General features: G+C 32.7%; 16 protein-coding genes. 6 read left to right on the top strand and 10 right to left on the bottom strand.

The window, feature by feature from the left end; genetic code table 11:
- The first annotated feature begins 340 nt into the window (after positions 1–340).
- Complete coding sequence (locus P0R33_RS19110; protein ID WP_276175672.1) at positions 341–535, top strand: hypothetical protein; 195 nt, start codon at positions 341–343, stop codon at positions 533–535.
- A 68-nt stretch (positions 536–603) separates the two neighbouring features.
- Here P0R33_RS19110 and P0R33_RS19115 read toward each other — a convergent pair whose 3' ends face one another.
- From P0R33_RS19115 to P0R33_RS19130, 4 genes are all read right to left on the bottom strand, one after another.
- Entirely contained in the window at positions 604–3768 is a 3165-nt protein-coding gene (locus P0R33_RS19115) for a reverse transcriptase domain-containing protein (RefSeq protein ID WP_276172760.1), read from the bottom strand.
- A 194-nt stretch (positions 3769–3962) separates the two neighbouring features.
- On the bottom strand, positions 3963–5048 hold the full coding sequence (locus P0R33_RS19120; RefSeq protein WP_276172761.1) for an efflux RND transporter periplasmic adaptor subunit: 1086 nt from the start codon (positions 5046–5048) through the stop codon (positions 3963–3965).
- A 230-nt stretch (positions 5049–5278) separates the two neighbouring features.
- A complete protein-coding gene (locus P0R33_RS19125) occupies positions 5279–8560 on the bottom strand; it encodes an efflux RND transporter permease subunit (RefSeq protein WP_276172762.1) in 3282 nt (1093 codons plus the stop codon).
- Positions 8561–8572: 12 nt separating this feature from the next.
- Entirely contained in the window at positions 8573–9958 is a 1386-nt protein-coding gene (locus P0R33_RS19130) for a TolC family protein (protein ID WP_276172763.1), read from the bottom strand.
- Positions 9959–10132: 174 nt separating this feature from the next.
- On the opposite strand from P0R33_RS19130, the gene P0R33_RS19135 reads away from it, so the two are divergent.
- From P0R33_RS19135 to P0R33_RS19145, 3 genes are all read left to right on the top strand, one after another.
- Positions 10133–11170 (top strand): histidine kinase, encoded by a 1038-nt coding sequence (locus P0R33_RS19135; protein WP_276172764.1) that lies wholly within the window; start codon positions 10133–10135, stop codon positions 11168–11170.
- Positions 11167–11871: a response regulator transcription factor gene (locus P0R33_RS19140; RefSeq protein ID WP_276172765.1), complete on the top strand. Its 705-nt coding sequence runs from the start codon at positions 11167–11169 to the stop codon at positions 11869–11871. The genes P0R33_RS19135 and P0R33_RS19140 overlap by 4 nt, the downstream gene beginning before the upstream one ends.
- A gap of 132 nt (positions 11872–12003) precedes the next feature.
- Positions 12004–12477, top strand: coding sequence for a hypothetical protein (locus tag P0R33_RS19145; RefSeq protein WP_276172766.1), 474 nt, complete (start codon positions 12004–12006; stop codon positions 12475–12477).
- Positions 12478–12756: 279 nt separating this feature from the next.
- Here the strand turns inward: P0R33_RS19145 and P0R33_RS19150 are convergent, their stop codons facing one another.
- From P0R33_RS19150 to P0R33_RS19175, 6 genes are all read right to left on the bottom strand, one after another.
- Positions 12757–13521, bottom strand: coding sequence for an SDR family oxidoreductase (locus P0R33_RS19150; RefSeq protein WP_276172767.1), 765 nt, complete (start codon positions 13519–13521; stop codon positions 12757–12759).
- Between the two features lie 133 nt (positions 13522–13654).
- The gene (locus tag P0R33_RS19155; RefSeq protein ID WP_276172768.1) at positions 13655–14380 is read right to left on the bottom strand and encodes an SDR family NAD(P)-dependent oxidoreductase; all 726 of its coding nucleotides are present in this window, start codon (positions 14378–14380) and stop codon (positions 13655–13657) included.
- A 286-nt stretch (positions 14381–14666) separates the two neighbouring features.
- A complete protein-coding gene (locus tag P0R33_RS19160; protein WP_276172769.1) occupies positions 14667–15590 on the bottom strand; it encodes an AraC family transcriptional regulator in 924 nt (307 codons plus the stop codon).
- Positions 15591–15754: 164 nt separating this feature from the next.
- Positions 15755–16315, bottom strand: coding sequence for a 2'-5' RNA ligase family protein (locus P0R33_RS19165; RefSeq protein ID WP_276172770.1), 561 nt, complete (start codon positions 16313–16315; stop codon positions 15755–15757).
- Positions 16316–16338: 23 nt separating this feature from the next.
- Positions 16339–16653: a hypothetical protein gene (locus P0R33_RS19170; protein WP_276172771.1), complete on the bottom strand. Its 315-nt coding sequence runs from the start codon at positions 16651–16653 to the stop codon at positions 16339–16341.
- 498 nt (positions 16654–17151) lie between these two features.
- Positions 17152–18183, bottom strand: a complete 1032-nt coding sequence (locus P0R33_RS19175) for an AraC family transcriptional regulator (RefSeq protein WP_276172772.1) — start codon at positions 18181–18183, stop codon at positions 17152–17154.
- A gap of 107 nt (positions 18184–18290) precedes the next feature.
- Here P0R33_RS19175 and P0R33_RS19180 point away from each other — a divergent pair, with 107 nt between their 5' ends.
- On the top strand, positions 18291–20681 hold the full coding sequence (locus P0R33_RS19180) for a TonB-dependent receptor (RefSeq protein WP_276172773.1): 2391 nt from the start codon (positions 18291–18293) through the stop codon (positions 20679–20681).
- Positions 20682–20706: 25 nt separating this feature from the next.
- A complete protein-coding gene (locus tag P0R33_RS19185; protein ID WP_276172774.1) occupies positions 20707–21939 on the top strand; it encodes a DUF4374 domain-containing protein in 1233 nt (410 codons plus the stop codon).
- The last annotated feature ends 53 nt before the right edge of the window (positions 21940–21992 follow it).

Raw genomic sequence — 21992 nt, forward strand, 5'->3', positions numbered from 1 at the left:
TCTTTTCTTTATTTTTAGTCTAGTTTGTCATTTCGACGTAAGGAGCGAGCGATAGCGAATAGGCGAAGCAAATCTTCGCAAGTAACTCGACAAAGATTGGAGATTTAGATTGCGGGACTTCGACTTCGCTCAGCCTGACAGATGTTTACGTATGGTTTGTCATTTCGACGTAAGGAGAAATCTCCACAAGTAGCTCGACAAAGATTGTCAACTTACTTTACGGAGTTTCTCGCGAAGATTTGCTTCGCCTATTCGCTATCGCTCGGATCTCCTTTCGCTCGAAATGACAAAAATGCGATAAAATTTTGCTGAAACCCTTTCCAAAGAAGCCGAAACAAGGCTGATTGATTTTTTTAACCATATTATAGATCCAGAAGATAGGACTAAAATATTAAGACAAGTAAATTGCATTTTAGCTCTCGGCGTAATGCGACAACATGAAACCCTCCAAATTGGACTAACAAATTTTGAAGACAATTATTATTGGCTCAATGAATTGGCTGAGATTTTGAATCCTTATTTGAGTGAGGAGTAAGGTTTATAAAATGGAAAAGCCTCGATTTTTTTTAAGAATCGAGGTTTTGTTATTAATATTATATTGGATTATTTATTCTTAATTCTCTTTATAACTTGATCATGATCGAAGTCTGGAGGTAAAGGTTTAAAGGTTTTGTCAGTTCTTGATAAACTAAATTTTTTTCTTTGAAATTCTCGTAATTTGGCAATATCTATTGTTCCTAAAACAGTAACATTATTTTCACCTCCTTTTAGATTTACAATATCCACATTATAACTTTGAGTAGGCTGAGTGATTCTTGTATCTCCAAAATGGCTAGAATTAACTTGAACCACATAACAGTGTAAATCTCTACTTACTGATTCCACTAAATTTGAAAAATAATTTAGATCTTGATTGTACTCGATTGCAAACAAAAGATCTATTTTGCTTTTTAGTAGGCTTCGATGTGCAATATTTGCTAATTCAAAACAGTATGAAACTGAAAAATAAATATTTTTCCAGTTAAATATATGATAACGATATTTTGAAGGTTTAGGGATTCTATAATGATTTCCTTTAATCAATAATTCTTCAATTGGCGCATAATGATTTTTTAATCTGAACACAACGGTTGCATCTTTATAACCATTAATTTCGATTGGCATAATTGTCGCAACAAAATTAAATGAAAGATTATTAACTGTTATATGTTCAAGCCCAGTAACTAATAAAGTTTGATTTTTTTCGGAATATCGAACCAAACTCGAAAAAATTTCGATTGGTATGAAAAATTCAGGAAACGCTACAATATCAGCTCTATTTTTTCTAGTTTCTTTTAAAAATCTAACAAGTTTTTGATATCTATCATTAGAGATGTTGGGATCATTTCTTAAACCGTGTATAATATTTTTTTCATCAACATACGTATTTGCAACACCTATTGTGGGTTGATTTTTTCTTTCACTGTTATTGGATGCTACTTCTAAAAGAATATCATTTTTGCTTTGTGGTTGTGTAATTTTGTAAAATTTATCTTGATATTTATCAATTGTGTCTTCAAATGTGTTAACTGATTGATGATTGCTATTAGCTCTTTTAAATCTTTTGAATGCTTTATCTAAAAAATGACCAGACTGAAAGCTATCGGCTATATTTATTATGTCATTTTGTGCTTTAGGAGCTTTAAGTTTTAAATCACTAAACAATTGTGAAATGGTACATTCCCAAAATTTAACTGGTCTAGGAGAATTTTTAATTAAAGAAGAATCAATACTATATTTGGCAACATCAAAATTTAAACTTAATAAATTTATTTTAGTATTATAACTTTCACGTGTAAAATTTAATAAAGGAATAGAAACATAATGATGACGTAGCATATTTGTTTTCCTATAACGCATAGACCAAAATGAATCAGGACGAGTAATTTGATTAAAAAAGAAATTGAAATAATCTGCTTCAAGTTGATTTGAACGATATTCAAAATTTTTTAAAACTTTTTTATTCTGTTTTAAAAAGTTTGGATTTAGAGATAAAACTAATTCATGAGAAACATCTAAAAATTTAAGCAGAGTATCCCTTACATATTCTGCTTTAATTTTAGTTCTAGAAAAGTTTTTATGAAGAAGAGTAATTTTTAGTACTTCATCAACGCAGTTAAAATAAAAGTTAACATATTCTTCCGGTTTTTCATTTACTAATAGATATGTAAATATTTTTTCCCAAAGTCGATAAAATTCAATTACATTTTGACCTTTAAATAATTTTAAAAATTTTTCAATTTCTTCTGAAGAAACGTGTTGCTTATGTTTAGTAGCTCCTAGAATTTTATTTGTTAGATAAACAGTTAATCCATATCTGTTTTCTTTGTAGTCTTTTAAAGTCCTAACTTTACCTTCAGAATCCGTGTAATTTAAATAAAAAGCGTTTTTATCAAATTCTCCTAATCCATCATTATCATCTGGAAGATCTTTAAATTCGCTCGATTTGAAGTCAAGTTCCTGTTTTAATTTATCGATAACAAGATCTGATTCAGATGCGTCAAAATAATACATCAAAGTTTTTTGAGATTGACAAATAAGATTATCATATTCATCTATTTTAATAATATTTCCATCTTTGGATGGTAAAACCTTTAATAATGGATGTAAAGTTTGAAGTATGTATTTCTCAATTTTTGTAAATGTTATATCTTTTTCGATTTTATTATCTAATGAATATTTAGTAAAATCGAATGTATATTTCTCGTAAACACCTTTAGAATAATGATCAATATTGGGTTCAGCAAGAACTATCAAAATATCATCAACATATCTTCCATAGTAAGCTGGTTTAAATTTATTAACTATAATTTTATCAAAATCATCTAGATAATGATTTGCTATTACATAAGAGCTTAATAGTCCAATTGGAATAATTGACTTATCTTCTAAATCTTCAGGAGAGTTAATTAAAAATTTGTATTTTTTACTTATTAAGGATGAATATTCTTTGTGAATTATGCGAAGTATTATATTTATATTGTCTTTATCTTCGTCATTGTTATCGGGGAAATATCTATTTAAATCAATTCGACACGAATGAAAATAATCTTTAATATCTAAATTAATAAACAAAGCATTTTTTCCATTGTTAATTAGATTTTGAGCAACAATAATGGATTCGTCACGCCATTTTTGATATTGAGTAAAATAAGGTTTAAAAAGAGATGAATTGTTTATAGTGTTAGATTTTTCTTTATTCAATAACAATCTATTTCCTTTACATTCGTGTAATAAATCTTTGTCAAAGTTAATCCCAAATCTATTTATCCATAATACAGAAATAATATGAAGTTCTAAAGGCAAATCAATAAATGCCGTTATTTTTTCTATTTCATAGTTTTGATGAATTTTTTTGTTTGTTATAAAATTCTCCTCTTCAGGTTGTCTAAAAATTTTCTTTGGAAAAAGCTTTACACCAATTTTATCAAATAATAACTTGAAAAAATCATTATCAATACTGAAATTATTTATTTCTTCGGTAAGTTTTTTTAGTTTTAGATTGATGTTGTCATTAATATTAGTTTCCTTATTTGCGAAAATATCATCGATTTTATCTAAATCGGCATATTGAGGTGAGATGCCCCAATTAATACCGAAAAGTTCTTTAGAAGTATCAGTTTCAAATTCAACAAGTTTTTCTCTTAAAAACAGTTCTGTATTATCGTAATATATATAAGTCTTTAATTTATTATACGCTATTTTGATTTCTTCTAAAGTTACAGTCATGGTATATTTTTATTTAAAAAGATGTGGATGTCAAAAATATTAATTTTGCAATCTAAAAAATCAAGTATTTTTACTTGTTTACATAAAAAAACAGCTCCCAAATTAATGAGAGCTGTTAAGGCAAATTTTTAAATTTACATTCCTAAGAATGCGTACAGTTTTTGGTAATCACTAAATTGAAGACTAAACGCAGGTTATTCGTTTATGACATCGCCTTCCTTAGTTTCTTCGCTGGCAATTTTTACCAGTTTATCGTTTGGAGTCAAATCGCCGAAAATTTCGATTTTATCTTCGATTTCTCTTCCTTTTTTAATGTCAACTCTTGTGGCTTTGTGGTTTACTACTTTCACTACATATAAACCTTCCGCAGAATTCACTACTGCCGATTTTGGCACTACAAACGTGCTGTCTTTCGCGTTAAGCGGTAATAAAACTTCGGCAACCATTCCAGGCAATAAATTTCCTTTGGTGTTGTGAACGTCCATTTCAACTCTTTCAGAACGTAATTTTAAATCTAAAGCGCCAGACATTCTGGTAATTTTTGCTGTAAAGGTTTCTGGTAACGATTTTACATTAAAACTCATTTCGTCGCCTGGGTGCAAATATCCTGTGTATAATTCTGGAACAGAAACCGCCAAACGCAATTTACTTTGTTCCTGAATCGTTAATAAAGGCAAATCTGAACCTTTTCCTGCTGGGCCAACAAATGTTCCTAAATTTACATTTCTAGCCGCTACAACACCGTCAAAAGGAGCGCGAATTTCTAGATAACCTCTCATAATCGAGATTTCTTTGTGCGCTGCAATTGCTGCTTGGTATTGTGCGTAATCAGAATTCTTTTTCCCGCTTGCCATTTCTAAATCGTTTTTAGAAATTGTTCCTTCAACCTTGCTCGTTTCGTACAAACGGTTGTACGTACTTTTGCTGGTTGCGTAAATCGCTTCCATAGATTTCAATCTCGATTCGGCTGCAGCCAATTGCGAACTGATTTCTGGTGCTTCTAAAACAATCAAAAGCTGTCCTTTTTTTACTTTCGTACCAATATCAACTTTCAATAGTTTTACGAAACTGCTCACTTTTGCATACAAATCAACTTGTTGGAAACCTGTTAATTCAGCTGGTAAACGCAATTCTGTTGTTAGTTTTTCTTTCGCTAGAGCGAAAGTTTCTACTTTAGGTTCGATTTCCGCTTTCGCAGGTTCTTCTTTTTTCTTTTCACAGCTTAGTACAACTAAAGCTGTAAATAGTATTGCTGTAGATTTTATAATGTTATTTTTCATTTTTTGGTTTTATATGATAAATATGTTTTAACTGTTAAGTGTAATTTTTTTAACACATAGATACATAGCTTTTCTTTGTGCATATTAGGCGTTTCACTCTTTTAAATAAACATAACTATGTGTGAAAACTAGTTTTTTCTTTTACCTTTTTTTATTTAAAATTAAAATCTATGTTTCTATGTGTTAAAAAAAAATATACCCAGCGGTTTATAACTTTCGACTTTATGACTTTAGACTTTCGACTTATTCAATGATGAGATATAATGGATACTTTCTTCGTCTTCAGGATCTAAAGAAACAGATTGTGTCGATGTTTTTTCTTGTGCCCACGCAAATATCTGCGGAAGGATTAATAATACGGCAAAAGTAGAAAATAATAATCCGCCAATAACCGCTCTTCCTAACGGAGAAACTTGATCGCCTCCTTCGCCGTGTCCAATTGCCATTGGTAACATTCCCGCAATCATCGCAACCGAAGTCATGATAATCGGACGAAGACGCAATGCAGCTGCTTCACGCGCAGATTCTAAGGCATTTCCGTTTATTTTTCGAAGCTGTTCGGCATTCGTAACCAATAAAACGGCGTTGGCAATAGAAACCCCAACCGACATGATGATTCCCATATACGATTGTAAATTTAATGTAGAACCTGTAATTGTCAGCATTAATAAAGATCCTAAAACTACCGCAGGAACTGTCGTTAAAATAACCAGCGAAACTTTAAACGATTGGAAATTAGCAGCCAACATTAAGAAGATTACAAAAATGGCAACCAATAATCCTGTTTGCAAACTGCTTAATGTTTCGGTCAATACAGTACTTAGCCCAATTGGCGTAATAAACAAACCACGAGGTAATTCGCCTAAAGAACTAATTGTTTTGCCCACATCTTTTGTAGCCGTACCTAAATCGGTTTGGTAGATGTTTGCTGTAACGGTAATGTATGGCATGGCTCCTAAATTGTCATTTTCACCGCTTACAAAGCCCGGTGTAATTTTGGCAACGTCACTTAAAACAGGACGAAGCGAGTTTTTTAATACTGGAATTTCTCCAATATCGGTTTTGCTTTTCATTTTGTTTAAAGGCACTTGAACCTGAACAGAATACGATAATCCTGCTTTTTCATCAACCCAGTTATTTTTTTCGGTATAACGAGAAGATGAGGTCGAAGCCACAAGCGAACGCGAAATATCATTCATATCAACGCCTAATTCAGCCGCACGGGTTCTGTCAATGTCAATATTCATTGCTGGATAATGAATTGGCTGACCAATCTGCACATCTCTGAAATACGAAATTGCTTTTAGCTTGTCTACAATTTGAGTCGCGTACAATTCGTTTCGCTTTTTGTCTTTTCCTGCAACTCGAATCTCAATTGGAGTAGGAGAACCTTGGCTTAAAACTTTATCGGTCAATTCGATTGGCTCAAAAGAAAGTTTAGTGACTGGCAGTACTTTTTTAAGTCTTGCTCTAAACTCATCTTTAAAATCGTCCATATCTTCATGATAGTCTTTCAAACTCACTTGGAAAACCGCTTCGTGAGAACCTGCCATAAACAAATAAATCGGGTTGATCGAGAATAGAGAAGGGTGCTGACCAACATATACGGATGTGATTCCGATATGATCTTTGCCGACCATTTTTTCCAATTCTTTTAAAACAATTCTAGCTTGTTCTTCAGTTCTTTCCAAACGCGTTCCGTCAACCGCGCGCATTCTCAACTGAAACTGACTTGAATTTGTTCTCGGGAAAACATCTTTTCCGATAAAACCAATAAACAAAACAGCCAAAAGAATCGATCCACTTAAATAGATAATAGTCGTTGCTTTTTTATGAACAAACAAACGATCTAAAGTTCGCATAAAACGAATTTTGAAACGTTCGAAGACACTAATTTTTCCGTTATTATTGGTGTCTTCTCTTTCTACATAACCTTTTTTCTGAGTAATTAGATTTTGTTCCGATTCAGGTGTTAAACCGCTATCATTAAACTCGGCTTCGTCATCTGTAATTTCTGGTCCATGTGCGTGTTTTTCATGTCCTTTCATCATCCAGTTTGCCATTACAGGAACAAATGTCTGCGAAAGCAAGAATGAAATTACCATTGAGAAACCAATTGCTAAAGCCAAAGGCAAGAACAACGCTCCAGGAATTCCGACCATGGTAAATGCTGGTGCAAATACGGCTAAAATACAAAGTAAGATCAATAATTTTGGTAAAGCAATTTCCTGACAGGCGTCCCAAATGGCGAGTGCCTTGGGTTTTCCCATGTCGAGATGTTGGTGAATGTTTTCGATCGTTACCGTACTTTCATCCACCAAAATACCAATCGCCAATGCCAATCCTGATAGAGACATTAAGTTGATCGTCTGTCCGAATAATTTCAGGAATAAAACCCCAGAAATAATCGAAATCGGAATCGTCATAATTACGATTAAAGCGGCACGACGGTCACCCAAGAATAATAAAACCATTAATCCTGTTAAAACCGCACCAATAATTCCCTCAGTAATCAAACTTTTAACCGAGTTGATTACATAAACCGATTGGTCAAATTCATACGTTATGTTTACATCTTCAGGAAGCGTGCTTTGAATTTTAGGAAGCTCTTTTTTCAATTTCTGAACCACATCCCAAGTCGAAGCATCTCCCGCTTTTGCGATACTAATGTAAACTGAACGTTTTCCGTTTACCAAAGCATAACCTGCCGTAATATCGGCACCATCTTTTACAGATGCAACATCGCCCAGTTTTAAGTTCTGAACACCGCCTTTGAATAACGGAATCTGCTCAAAATCTTTAACTTCTTTAATCGTATTATTAGTTGGCGTAATATAGTTTTTGTCGCCCATACGCACGTTTCCAGATGGAGCTGTTTGATTGTTCAAACGAATCGCATCAACAATCTGGTCTGGCGTCATATTATGAGAACGCAATAAATCTGGATCTACGTTTACCTCAATAGTTCTTGGGCTTCCGCCGAAAGGAGCTGGAGATAATAATCCTGGAATTGCAGTAAACGAAGCACGAACATAAACGTTGGCTAAATCCTGCAGTTCGTTGTTTGAACGTATTTTACTGCTCAAAACCAATTGTCCAATTGGAAGCGAAGAAGCATCAAAACGAATGATAAATGGTGGTTGAGTTCCCGGAGGAAAAGCCGCTTGGATTCTGTTGGAAAGCGCACTTAACTCGGCAGCAGCCTGAGCCATGTTCGTTCCTTCATAATAGGTTAATTTCATAATCATTAACCCCTGAATATTTTTGGTTTCTACCGATTTGATACCATTCGAAAAAGGTAAAACATTCACGTAGTTTTTGGCAAAATAAGCCTCCATCTGGTCTGGTGTATAACCTCCAAACGGATGCGCAATATAGATAACCGGCAAATTCATTTTTGGCAGAATATCTACCTTAATGTCTTTGATGGCACCAATTCCGAAGAAAAATAGACCCGCAACCAATACTAAAATGGAAATGGGTTTGCGGAGTGCAAAACGTATTAAATTCATTTGGATCTATAATTAAAATTCATTTATAAATAAGTCAAAATTGCCCGTTGCGGCTACTTTCAGCAAGAACGACTGCCATACATTATTGTTGACAATATCACGATCGATTTCGGCACGATTTAAAACATACATCGTTTGTGTTAAATCGGTTAAATCGGTTAAACCGTTTTTGTATAAAGTCGATTTCTGAATGTAAGCTCTTTTTGCCGCATCAACCTGAATCGGCGCTTCGGCATAATTTTCTAGCGTAATTTTGATCTTATCTTCGGCAAAATTCAATTGCGATTTCAATTCTCTATCTGCCTGATTGTATTCTTCTTGCAAAGCTTGAGAAACAAACTTTTGAGCACTTACTTGTTTACTTGATCTAAAAGGCGTGGTTAAATTCCATGTAATTCCAACGCCAATTAAGTAATTGGTGCGATCTGGATTTACGCCATCCCAATAGTTTCTGCTAAATGCAGTTTGGTCTGAGGCATAAGTATTGTCAAATCCCGAAGCTCTGGTTTGTAAAACACCAAAAGCACTCATTGTTGGGTAATAAAAACGCTTGTATAATTTAACTTGCTGATTGCTGTAATCGATTTTCGTTTTATACAATTGCAATAACGGATGAAGACTATCGTTTGCAGCATTTCCTTGAATTAACTCTTTCGGAATCTGCGTTACAAATAAAGTATCTGTAACAAAATCCTGCGGCGCAACGCCCATTAAATCGACTAATTTGTTGTTTTGTTCTTTAACGAAGTTTCTAGCAAGGTTTAAAGCGATTTTAGCTTTAGAAACTTCTGCGGTTGCCAAAGTAGAATCTACTCCTGCCAATAATCCGTTTTTAACTCTCGCTGCAGCAGTCTTTTTGAAAACTTCTGCACGGTCTAAATTCTTTTGCTGAGAAATCAATAATCTCTGGCTCGCTAAAAGATTTAAATAAGCAGCCGAAATTTTAATTTCCTGCTGGAATTTTTCTTGCTGTAAATCTTTTTCTTTGGCCTGAACATCAATTTTAGATAAATTGATTTTTTCCTGTGTTTTTCCGAAGGTGAAAAAATCCCAGTTCATGTTGACTAGATAAAGCGCACCAAACGCCGAATTCCAGTTTTGTTCAGGAAGAGGTAAACCTGATGAAGCAACTCCTAAACCTCCAAAACCATAAAGCGGTCCGTTTTGTCCGTTTACGGTTCCGTAATCTTGCTGTGCCGACAAATTTAGGTTCGGCAGATAATCACGGCGAGATTGTTTTAGAGTCTCTTTTGATGCATTGGTGTAATTGTTTTTTGCTCGGATAGAACCGTAGTTTTCAAGTCCTGTTTTTATGGCTTCTTTTAAAGACAGGGTTTGAGCGTAACCGATTGAGGCAAAAATCAATAAAAATAAAATGGTAATTTTTTTGAAATACATAAACTCAAGGTGTGATATAAAATGTTTTTGATGAAACAAATTTATTTCTCTTACACTGATAAAAGTCATGTTTAGTGATGTACTGCACTAGTAAATGACGAATTGAATTGGTCATTTTTTGAAAAAAATAATTAAATATTTGTTCGTACTTTGTAACCTATTTCAAAATTAAGAATGAACAAAAAGATTGATAACATATTGGATAACAAATGGTGGCAAGAAGTTGCCGTTGTCCTTTTTTCCTTTACGATTTATACCTTAAAAAATGATTGGATGTTGTTTAGTTCATTCATTTCGATTTTAATGGGGGTATTTTTCTATTGCATTTTATACATGCATGCCCAATTTAACCGCTTTTTTCTCCTTCCTATTTTATTCAAAGCAAACAAACCTTTTACTTATATAATTTTAACGTTTTTTGGTGTTTTTGTATTCTCGGTCATTTTGTATGAAATTACAATGCTGGATATGTTTGCAAAATGTCATTTGTATCAAAACTCACATCAAAGAAGTTATGCCTACCAATTGGCAAGTGTTTTAGGAACTTTGGTCTGCATTCTGAGTCCGATTATTGTATTTAAGTTTTATCGTATTCACAGAAAACAAACCGATGCGGCTTTATTGTTCAATCAAATGCAATTGAATTCATTGAAAGGACAATTAAATCCGCATTTTTTGTTCAATACATTTAATACACTTTACGGAATAAGCCTTGAATTTCCAGACAGAACACCAGATTTAATTATGAAAGTGTCGCAGTTAATGCGTTATCAATTAGAAAGTAACAGCAAACAATGTGTTTCTTTAGAAGACGAACTCGAATTTATAAACAGTTATGTGCAGCTTGAAAAAGAGCGTGTTGGTTATCGTTGCGATATAACTTTTGAGAGTACAGTAGATAAAGATTATACGTATAAAATTTCGCCAATGTTATTAATTGCATTTATAGAAAATGCCTTTAAACATGGAACTTGTGCAATTGAAAATTGTTTTGTGAAAATTAATATTAAAGTTGAAAACGGAATATTAAGTCTTCATGTTACGAATTCAATTCCGAAGAAAAATGATGTTATTTCTACCAAAATCGGTTTAAAAAATACGATTGAACGTTTGAATTTAATTTATGGAAAAGATTATAAATTAGACATTCAAGACGATAAACAGACTTATATTGTTGATTTAGAAATACAACTTAAAAAGTTTGTAGGATGAAAGAAACAAAGAAATGCATAATTGTAGATGATGAACCCGCGGCGCATTATGTTTTAGCGAATTACATCAAACAAAATCCGCAATTGGAATTGGTTTTTCAAGGATATAATGGAATTGAAGCGATGAATTATCTCCGAGAAAATCCAGTCGATTTAATGTTTTTAGACATTAATATGCCTGAAATTTCTGGAATGGAATTACTAAAGATTCTTCCGACTCATCCAAAAACAATTCTGACAACGGCTTATTCTGAATTTGCTTTGGAAAGTTACGATTACGGTGTAATTGATTATTTGCTGAAACCCATTTATTTTCCACGATTTCTAAAAGCAATTGATCGTTTTTTTGCAACAGAAAATGTAAAAAAAGCAGAAGAAGCGGTCATCAATTCCGTAAGTGTAAAAGTCGATGGTTATTTTATTGAAATAGAATTAGATCAACTTTTGTTTGCCCAAAGTTTTGGAAATTATGTGAAACTCCATACAACAAAACGAACTTATTTGGCATCCATTACAACAACTGAATTTGAGAAATGCCTTCCAGAAAAAAGCTTTATGCGAATTCATAAATCTTACATTGTTGCATTGGACAAAATTGATGCTACAGAGAAAGATTTTGTAGTTATTAAAAACGAAAGAATTCCAATAGGGATTACCTATAAAAGAGAATTAACAGATCGCTTAAAAAAGCTTGAATTATAATTTTACGAGTTCAAAGTTGTAATTAAATCGGTTTCCAAACGTTCAAAAAAATATTGAGACACTTCATTTATTCTTAATAAAAAAGTAGTAAATTTAATACGTTGTTTGAAGTTTAATTTTAAAAATAAGACCATGAAAAACGTGTTTTTAGCTTTTACTTTTTTATGCAGCAGTTTTTTACTTGCACAAGAAGGAACAAATATGAAAAAAGTAATTACGCCGCCAGAAAAGGTGAAATTTGCTTTTGGGAAAGAATATCCTGGAAAAGTGCCCGTTTGGTCTGAAGAATATGTGGGGGATGATGAAGATGAAATTCGTTTTGAGGCGAAATACAATGTTACCAATACAACTAAAGCGGTTGCGATTTATGATAATTTAGGAAACATGAAAGCGTATGAATTGCAGATTACGTTTAGCCAGTTACCGCCAAAAGCACAAGCTTATTTAAAAAAGAATTATACGCCGAAAGCAATTCGAGAAGTTGCAATGGTTGTAGACGATAAAAACAAAACGACTTATGAAGTTGGGGTGACAAAAGACACCAAATTTTATGATGTTGTTTTTGATAAAGATGGAGGTTTTGATGTCTCTATTGAAAAGAATTAAAACAGCTTACTAATTCAAATATTATTTGAAACGACAAACCCGATGAGTTTTTGGTTACTTATCGGGTTTTGTTTTGTGTTTTTTTGTTTCAGGTTTCAAGTTTGAAGTTTCAAGTTGATATTCTTTGTGTGTTTTAACCGCAAAGTGCGCAAGGTTTTTTCTAAGCTTTATGATATATAAACGCAAAGTTCGCAAAGCTTTATGTAAAAAACCTTGCGTAATCCCCTAGCGTTCTTTGCGGTTAAACCTGAAACCTGAAACTTGAAACTTGAAACCTCTTTACAGCATCATTCCGCCAGAAGCTTCAATTCTTTGAGCATTTATCCAGCGTGCATCTTCTGTACATAAAAAGGCAACAACTCCGCCAATATCATCTGGCAAACCAACTCTTCCTAAGGCTGTTACAGAAGCAATTTGCTGGTTCATTTGTTCATTGTCACGAACTACTCCGCCTCCAAAATCTGTTTCGATTGCTCCGGGAGCTACCACATTTACTCTGATTTTTCTTGCTCCAAGTTCTTTTGCTTGATATTTTGTTAAAGTTTCAATCGCGCCTTTCATAGATGCGTAAGCCGCATAACCAGGGAATGAAAATCTTGCTAAACCAGTAGAAATATTTACAATTCCGCCGCCGTCATTCATTACGTTCAATCCTTTTTGAGTTAAGAAAAACGGACCTTTAAACTGAATATTAGTCAATTGATCAAATTCAGCTTCAGTTGTTCCTATGAAAGAATTGTGAATTCCGATTCCTGCATTGTTTATTAGATAGTCGAATTTATCGGTTTTAAAAGTGCTTTTTAAAGTTGATTCTACTTCGTTAAAAAATGCATCAAAAGTTCCAGATTCAGCAACATTTAATTGTAGTGAAGCCGCTTTCTGACCTAAACTTTTGATTTCTTTTACCACTAAATCAGCTTCTTCTTTTTTGCTGTTGTAAGTGATAAGTACGTCGATTCCTTTTTTTGCAATCGCAATTGCCATATTTTTTCCTAAACCTCTGCTACCGCCTGTAACAAGAGCTATTTTTGTATTTACTGCCATCTTTTTCAATTATGAATTGTTAATTGTTAATTGTTAATTGTAAAAATGTGGATGTGAAATTTTTTGTCATGTTTTCGGGTTTTAAAAAGACAAATGTCTTATTGCATTTCACATCTCACATTCAACATTTTACTTAATTAGAGTGCATTGCATTAAAATGATTTCTCAATTCTTCTGCGCTTGCGTTTAATCTGGTTTCGCTTGTTCCAAAAGTCAGTTCTTGTTTTCCTTCTTTTAATTGTTCAAAAATAGATTCAATAAAACTGCTTACGCTTGGATGTGCGTCATGCAAACCTATTCCGCCCAAATCTGTGTTTAAAGCTGGTGGAATAATCTCGATCACTTCAATATTTTTTTCTTTTAATAAATGACGAAGTGAAAGCGTAAACGATCTAAAGAATGCTTTTGTAGCCGAATAAACCGGAACTTTAGCAAAAGGCGAAAATGCCAATCCAGAAGTAACATTCATTACCGTTTTAAGCGATTTTAATTGAATAAATAAGGAAGTTAAATGTAAAGGAGCTTCAATATTTGTACTTAATTCAGCTTTCATACTTTCGTAGAAATTTTCATCACTTACTGAAATCCAGTTTTGAATTCCTGCATTGTTTACTAAAGCATTTAAATCAGGATGATTTGCTGCAATCCATTCATAAAGCGCAGTGCGGTCTTCTTCTTTAGAAAGGTCGCATACTTTTGTAATTACTGAAGGAAATTTTGCTTTAACGTCATTTAAAACAGTTTCTCTTCTTCCGCAGATAATTACGGTATTATTTTCCTGAATAAATCGTTCGGTAAGTCCAAGTCCGATACCACTTGCACCTCCAGTTATTAAAATTTTATTGTTTGATAAATTCATCTTTTCGATCTTTTAAATTGATAAGACAAAGGTAGGATGGAAGTAGAAACGGGAAGTTGTAAATATCAAACCGATGTTTGCGAAATTCAAATCAGAATTAAATATCAATTACAATATCAATAAAAACAGCATTGCCTTGATTCTCATTTTATGTCCTCCCGAGATAAGTGGAAGGACACGCAAAGTAGAACGTACTGTATGGATTTAGCATGAGATCCTTCGACTTCGCTCAGGAAGACAAACTTTGTGTAGTAATCTAAAATCTGCAATCTGCAATCTAAAATATCTAACTCCTAAAAGCAATCGGTGTAAAAGAAGTTTGCTTTTTAAAGAAATTAGAAAAATGCGCTAATTCTTCGAAACCAAGAGAATATGCGATTTCAGAAATATTCCAATCGGTCTGTTTTAAAAGAATTTTGGCTTCGTTTGTTAATCTTGTGCTGATTAATTCGGTTGTGGTTTTTCCGGTATTTTCCTTTAAAACTTTATTTAAATGATTTACGTGAACCGATAATCTTTCCGCGAAATCTTTGGCAGTTCTCAGCTCTAATCTTTGATTTGGAGATTCTATTGGAAATTGTCTTTCTAATAATTCTGCAAATAAAGAAGAAACTCGCGCTGCCGAATTGTGTTTAGAATATAAAGCGGTTATAGGTTGTAATTTTTGTCCAAAGTGAATTAATTCAGCAACATAATTTCGAATTAAATCATATTTATAAATATAATCAGAGTTAATTTCTCTTTGTATTTTATTGAAAATCAAAGCAATTTCCTCAACTTCTTGATCTGATAATTGAAAAATAGGGTAACCATCTGAAGCGAAAATTGGAAGTTCATCCAAATCAATTCCACTTTTATTTTTAGATAAAAATTCGCTTGTAAAAACACAAAACTGCCCAGATTGATTGGTGTCTTGCGGCAAATAATTGTACGGAATTTTTGGTGTTGCAAACAGTAATCCTTGTTTTTCTATTTCGATTATTTTATCTGCATATTCGGCTTTATTGTGACCTCGAATTAAACTTATTTTATAATAAGCTCTTCTATCATAAGGCATTCCGGGTTTTCCTTTTAGACGTTCCAGAAGTTCTTTTATATCAAAAACATTAAAATGCCCGATTTCTTTCTGAATATCATTTGGCAGTAAAGAATTAGGTTCAACGGTTGAGCCTTCTGTTATGTCTTTGTAAAATGAATCTAGAGATTTCATATTTGTGAATTGTAAAAATCAAATATACAAAAAAATAAGCTTTGTGAGTTTAACCGCAAAGAAAGCAAGGTTTTTTGATTTAGAAGCCTATAGAAAACGCAAAGTTCGCAAACCTTTGTGTAAAATCTTTGCGAACTTTGCGTATATCTTTGCGCTCTTTGCGGTTAAAACAAACTTCCCTGTACAAATTCAGGTTCAGGATTATTGCCAAAAGGAATTGCATCAATTACAAAAAACTGTTTTTTTATTGGATCAAATTCTCTTAAAACAATTTCATTACAGTCAAATTGAAGATGGATTGTGGTAAAAAGTTCAGAAGCTATTTTAAGATTTTCGGGAGTCAATCGCCTTCCAATTGACATATGCGGATTATCACTTTTTTTTAGTTTTAGAGATTTTAAAGTTTCATGAATTTTTTTCATAATTGGAACAAGATTATTTGTAGAATCCTTGTTTACACCAATAAAAAAAGCTCCGGCATTTGGGAAAGAATCAAAGTGATCTAAAGAAACTTCAAAGGGCGTAAAAGTATCAGCAATTTTAGAAAGCTTTTGTTTGATAGTGTCAAGTTGAGATTCATCAATAATAAATTCGCAAATTGTAATATGTGCTTCAGAATTGCAGCTGTTGTACCAATCTATTTTGCTTTTTAAAAAATCTTTTAGTTTTTTAACTGGTTCAACAACCGTTTTAGAATAAAATACAACCGAATACGTTTTTTCCATTTTTAGGACTTTGAATTACAAATTTAAAGCTTTCCTTTCAAATGTAAGCGGTGTAAAATTTCGGATTTCAATAAACCGCTTCCGCCGCCAAAATGTTCAATTACTTCAACATCTGGCTGATTTTTTATGCAAAAAGAAGTGAACTCTTTTTCAATATGATCTTCGATACCAGAACTCAAAAGAACAATGTCTATCTTATTATTTTCAAAGTAATTCTGGGCTTCTTTTTCATTGTTAAAAGCAACTGCATTCCAGTTTTCATCTGCATTGACAAGACGTAGTAAAATGGCCAAAATAGCTTCGTTTTTTCCGAGCAATAAAAATTCTAGAGTTTTCATAATATCCAGTTTAAGTGAAAAAGATACAACATTTCTAAGTTAAAATCATCAGAACAAAAATAGAAAGGATTGATCTAATCAAACTTAATCTAGAACAAGAAAAGCGTTTATTTTTTTGATCCTATTGTGTTTTATCAGAATTCACCGATTACACTTTCTCTAAAGTTTTGTTAAAGTTGTTGGTGTAATGTTTTGTACAGCAATTGATTAACTTTTATCATGTGATTTTTTAACATAAAGATGAGGAAAACCGTAAGGTAATATCTTTTTCTGCTTATAATTTTGTCCTGTAAAAATTTAAAAACCGTGGCATTCTTTGCCTTTTTGGATGTCATTTTAAATTTTTATACTGTTTTTGGAGAAACATTTTTTTAGAATTGATTCAGACATATTCATTTGATCGTGGGTAATTGTATAAGTTTGCAATATACATTAATGTCGAATTTTTAAGGGTTTTAAGATTAAGTCGACGGACGAAATTTTAAAACCCTTTTTTTTTTAGAATAAAAGTGAAAGTCCGATTAGCCAGAATTGCAGGAAGTTGGTATTAAGTTTGAATTTTTGAGGCGAAAACCCATAATAGCTTTTGAAAGCAGCCGAAAAATGAGAAACATCTTTGTAACCGCATTTATAAGCTACTTCGCTTACTGTTGCCTTTTTATTTTGAAATAACTCTTTGGCTTGTTCCATTCTGAGCTTTATGATATAGCTTTTGACAGTTGTGCCAAAACAGGCTTTAAATCCTTTTTTTAATTTGAACTCGTTTAACGAAATTAGTCTTGAAAGTTCGGGTAGAGTAGGTGTGTTTCGATAATCGTTGTCTAGTATTTTTTTTGCTTCTAATAATTTTGTGTAATCTTCCTCGTCAATATTTTCTTGTACTGAAGGTTTAGTATTTAGGGTTTCAAGCTGATAAATTAAAAGCTCTTTAATCTTGCTTTCTATGTAAATCCGTTTGAGAGCGCCTTGTCTTGTACAGTTTTTTATTTCGTGCGTAACCCATTGTATTGCAGGTGTAAAAGGAAGATATTTCGAAGTTAAATAACTTGATTTTTTATTTAAAATGTTTCTTGAGAATTTTTCATGAAGCTGCCAATCTTCATTAATTATATTGTAATAAAACTCTTTAGAAAGAATTATGGATAAATAATTAATTTGCGTAAAAGGCGGAATAGTAAAAGATGCTTTAAAATTGTCTGTGTAAAAAATATTGTGTGTATTTTCTTTAGAGTATTTTTCTCCTTCTAAATCTTCAATTTTAGTTTCTACATTACTGCTGTAAATAAAATTCATGACAACAGATTCTTCATCAATTTCAAAAATAACGGTTTTAGAAGTCGAGAAATACATCTGAGTATCCAATAAAACCAGACCTTCGGTTATTAAATGCCGACTGATGATTTTTTCTGCATCACTGTTTTCAATATTGATGTTTTCTTCTGTTAAAGTGCTTTTGGGGTAATATTTATCTCCAATTTTAATTTTTATTATTGGGGTTTCTGGTGTTAAAAGTGTGGCTTCGATTTTCAAAATTTAATCCGTTTTTACAAAATAATAATCCGTTTTTCCCTATCTTTTTTTAAGACGTTGATGGTACTTTTGCAGCAAAGTTATTTATAATTAGTCTAATTAAAGATATGTCAACTCAAAAAAAATTATTTTCCAGTTTATTTCTTCTTATCACGTTCTTCTCGTTTTCCCAGCAAAATCAAGGTTTTACAGTGTCTGGACAGGTTGTTGAAAATTCTGGTCAAACAATTCCTTACGCAACAATTATTATCGAAAAAACGGGTTTAAGTGTAATTTCAGATGAAAATGGAAATTATAATTTTAAAAATGTACCAACAGGAAAACACACTTTAAAAATTTCTGCGATCGGTTTTGCAGTTTATAAAAAGCAAATCGAAATTTCAGGTAATTTGAATATTCCAGTTAAAATGGAAACCGAATCGCAAGAATTAGAAAGTGTTACCGTTCTCGGAAGAACACAAACTGAGAAAGTAAATAAACAAGCTTACAGCGTAACCGCAATTGATGCTAAAAAACTACATAATTCAACTTTAGATTTATCTCATGCTCTAGATCGTGTTTCTGGAGTTCGTAATAGGGAATCTGGTGGAGTTGGTTCTAGATCAGAACTTTCAATCAATGGATTCGCAGGTAATCAGATTAAAGTTTTTATTGATGGAGTGCCAATGGATAATTTTGGTTCTTCTTTTCAAATGAATAATATTCCAGTCAATCTTGCAGATCGAGTAGAAGTTTACAAAGGAGTTGTGCCAATTTGGTTAGGTGGAGATGCTTTAGGTGGAGCTATCAATATTGTTACAAGCAGTAAGCCTAGAACTTATATCGACGCTTCTTATTCTTTTGGATCATTTAATACGCATCGTTCAAGTCTTAATGCTGGATATACGGCAAAAAGTGGTTTCACAACAGAGATTAATGCTTTTCAGAATTATTCAGATAACAATTATTGGGTAAATGTCGACGTAGCCGATTTGAATACGGGAGCTTATTTTCCAAATCAAAGAGTAAGACGTTTTCATGATAAATACCGCAACGAAACTGTAATTTTTAATATCGGTGTTACTGGAAAAAAATACGCTGATAAATTGATGATTGGTTTTACAGGTGGCGAAAACCAAGCAGATATTCAGACAGGTGCCAGAATGGTGAGTGTATTTGGTAAGATTTATAGAAAAGGAAGCATTGTGATGCCTACAATTAAATATCAAGTAAAAGATTTATTTACAAAAGGCTTAAATGTAAATGTTACCGGAAATTACAATTTTGGATACGAGCAAAATATAGATACAGTTTTTAGAAGATATAACTGGTTTGGCGATTATAAAGAATATGCTGGAACAGGAGGAGAGAGAAGCCGTACTTTACGTAAATTCTACAACAACAATGGAGTGGCAACTGCCAATGCGACTTATACATTAAACGAAAGACACTCTTTCATGCTTAATAACACGTTCAATACCTTTGACCGTAAAGAAAGTGATGAGTTGGTTCCAGAATCTTTGGTTTATAAACAGCCTAAGAAAACACAGAAAAATGTTTTAGGATTAGGATATAAATTAGATTTCAACACAAAGTGGAGTACTTCTGTATTTATTAAAGATTACTCGTTAAAAACTACTTATTCAAGAAGTTATAATCCTTCTGGAAATGCTGGTGATATTGCTTATCAAAAATATGTTGATAATACTTCTACAACAGGATATGGTGGTGCAACAAGCTACTATTTAAAACGTAATCTTCAGGTAAAAGCGTCTTATGAAAAAACATACAGACTTCCGAGTCCAGAAGAAATCTTCGGAAATGTAAACGATAATTTAGAAGGAAATCTTTCTTTAAGACCTGAAACAAGTAACAATTTTAATATTGGAGCAAGTTATCAGACCAGTTTTAACGAAAAAAATGCATTATCGTTTGATGTCAATCTTTTACATAGAAATGCAACAGATTTCATTCGTCCGACTTTAAATAATAATCAAACCATGACTACCAATGTCAACCAAGGAAAAGTGACAAATTATGGTATTGATGGAGAAATTAGATATTCTTACGGAAATCGTTTTACAGCTGGTGTTAATACAACGTATCAGAATATTCGAAATATGACCGAATATGAGCCAAATCAAAATTATGTATCTCCATTTTATAAAGACAGAATTCCAAACATGCCTTTTCTTTTTGGAAATGCCGATGCCACAATGTTCTTTAATAACTTATGGAAAAAAGGAAACAATTTATCAGTTGGTTATAACCTGCTTTATGTTCATACCTACTATTTATCATGGCCAAGTATGGGAAGCAAAGACAGCAAATTGGAAATCCCTCAGCAGTTTAGCCACGATTTAAATGCTGTTTACACGATGGCAAACGGAAAATACAACATTGCTTTTGAGTGTAAAAATTTCTTAGATAATAAGCTTTACGACAATTTCTCTTTGCAAAAACCAAGTAGAGCTTTTTATATCAAATTGAGATATTATTTCAGTAAATCAAATAAATAAATTTTAATATAAATACTATAATACAATGAAAAAAAGTACCACATTAGCGTTATTATCAGCTGTTTTAGCTTTTACAGCTTTTTCTTGCAGCAGTGATTCTGATAATTCAGGAGGAGAATCTGGCGGAGGATCTGATACAGGAAAAACTAAATATATAATTACTGCAACTACAGGAGCTGCAGGAATTGCAGATTATTTATTGACTGCAGACGATGTTTCTACAGGTTCTATCACAACAACTGGAAATGGTTTAGAGCAAGACGGAACATACCGTTACTACATTACGGCACAAAATAACTTCTTCAGTTTGCTTTACGGACAAGGAAACCCTGGAGCTGTAACAACTTATAACTTAAATGCAGAAGGAAAACTAGTTAAAAAATCTGATTTTCAAGCAGAAACAGTACACGTATTTGCTGCTGTAAACAAAGATATCTTAACAATTAAAGTTCCAAGAAGTGGCGCTTCTATCGCTTCAATGTACAAGATTGATGCTGAAAAATCGCTTATTACTGGTGAAGCGCAACAAGACACTAAAGTATTGGCTAAAAACGGAGAAAGAGCTTTCTTTACTTGGGCAACTCAAGTTGGAGACAAAGTGTATATGCCTTACATGAGTATTAAAGGAGATGGAGTTGATAACTTCGGAACTGTAAATCCAGATAGTACTTGGGTTGCGGTTTACAACTATCCAGAACTTAAATTAGAAAAAGTAATCAAAGATAACCGTACAAGTTATTTAGGAGCTTATTTTACAAACGGATTATTCCAAGATGAAAATGGAGATGCTTACGGTTTCTCTGGAGCTATCGCGACAAGTAATGCAGTTTTAACTTCTACAAAACCTTCAGCGGTTGTTAGAATTAAAAAAGGAACAACAGAATTTGATAAAACGTATTTCTTCAATGTTCAAGAAAAATCGGGTGGCTACAAAATCTCTTCTACAAGCTACATTTCAAAAGGTAAATTCTTATTGTTAATGTACGGAAATGTTGGAAAAAACAATGGTGCAGTTAAAATGGCTATCGCAGATGTTTACAACCAAACATTTACTTGGGTAACAAATGCTCCAGCAACTTTAACTTCTGTAACTAGCCGTTACAACATCACTTCAGAAGATGGAAGCTCTGCAATTGTAGGTATCAATACTCCTGACGGAAACTGGATTTACTCTATCAACGGTACAACTGCTGTTGCTACAAAAGGTATGAAAGTGGAAGGCGGACAAATTACTGCAATTCAGAAATTAAAATACTAATATTTTTTTTACCGTAAGTTCTCATTTTGAGGACTTACGGTTTTTTTATTTAT

Origin of the sequence: Flavobacterium sp. YJ01, from assembly GCF_029320955.1 — a bacterium.
Taxonomy (GTDB): domain Bacteria; phylum Bacteroidota; class Bacteroidia; order Flavobacteriales; family Flavobacteriaceae; genus Flavobacterium.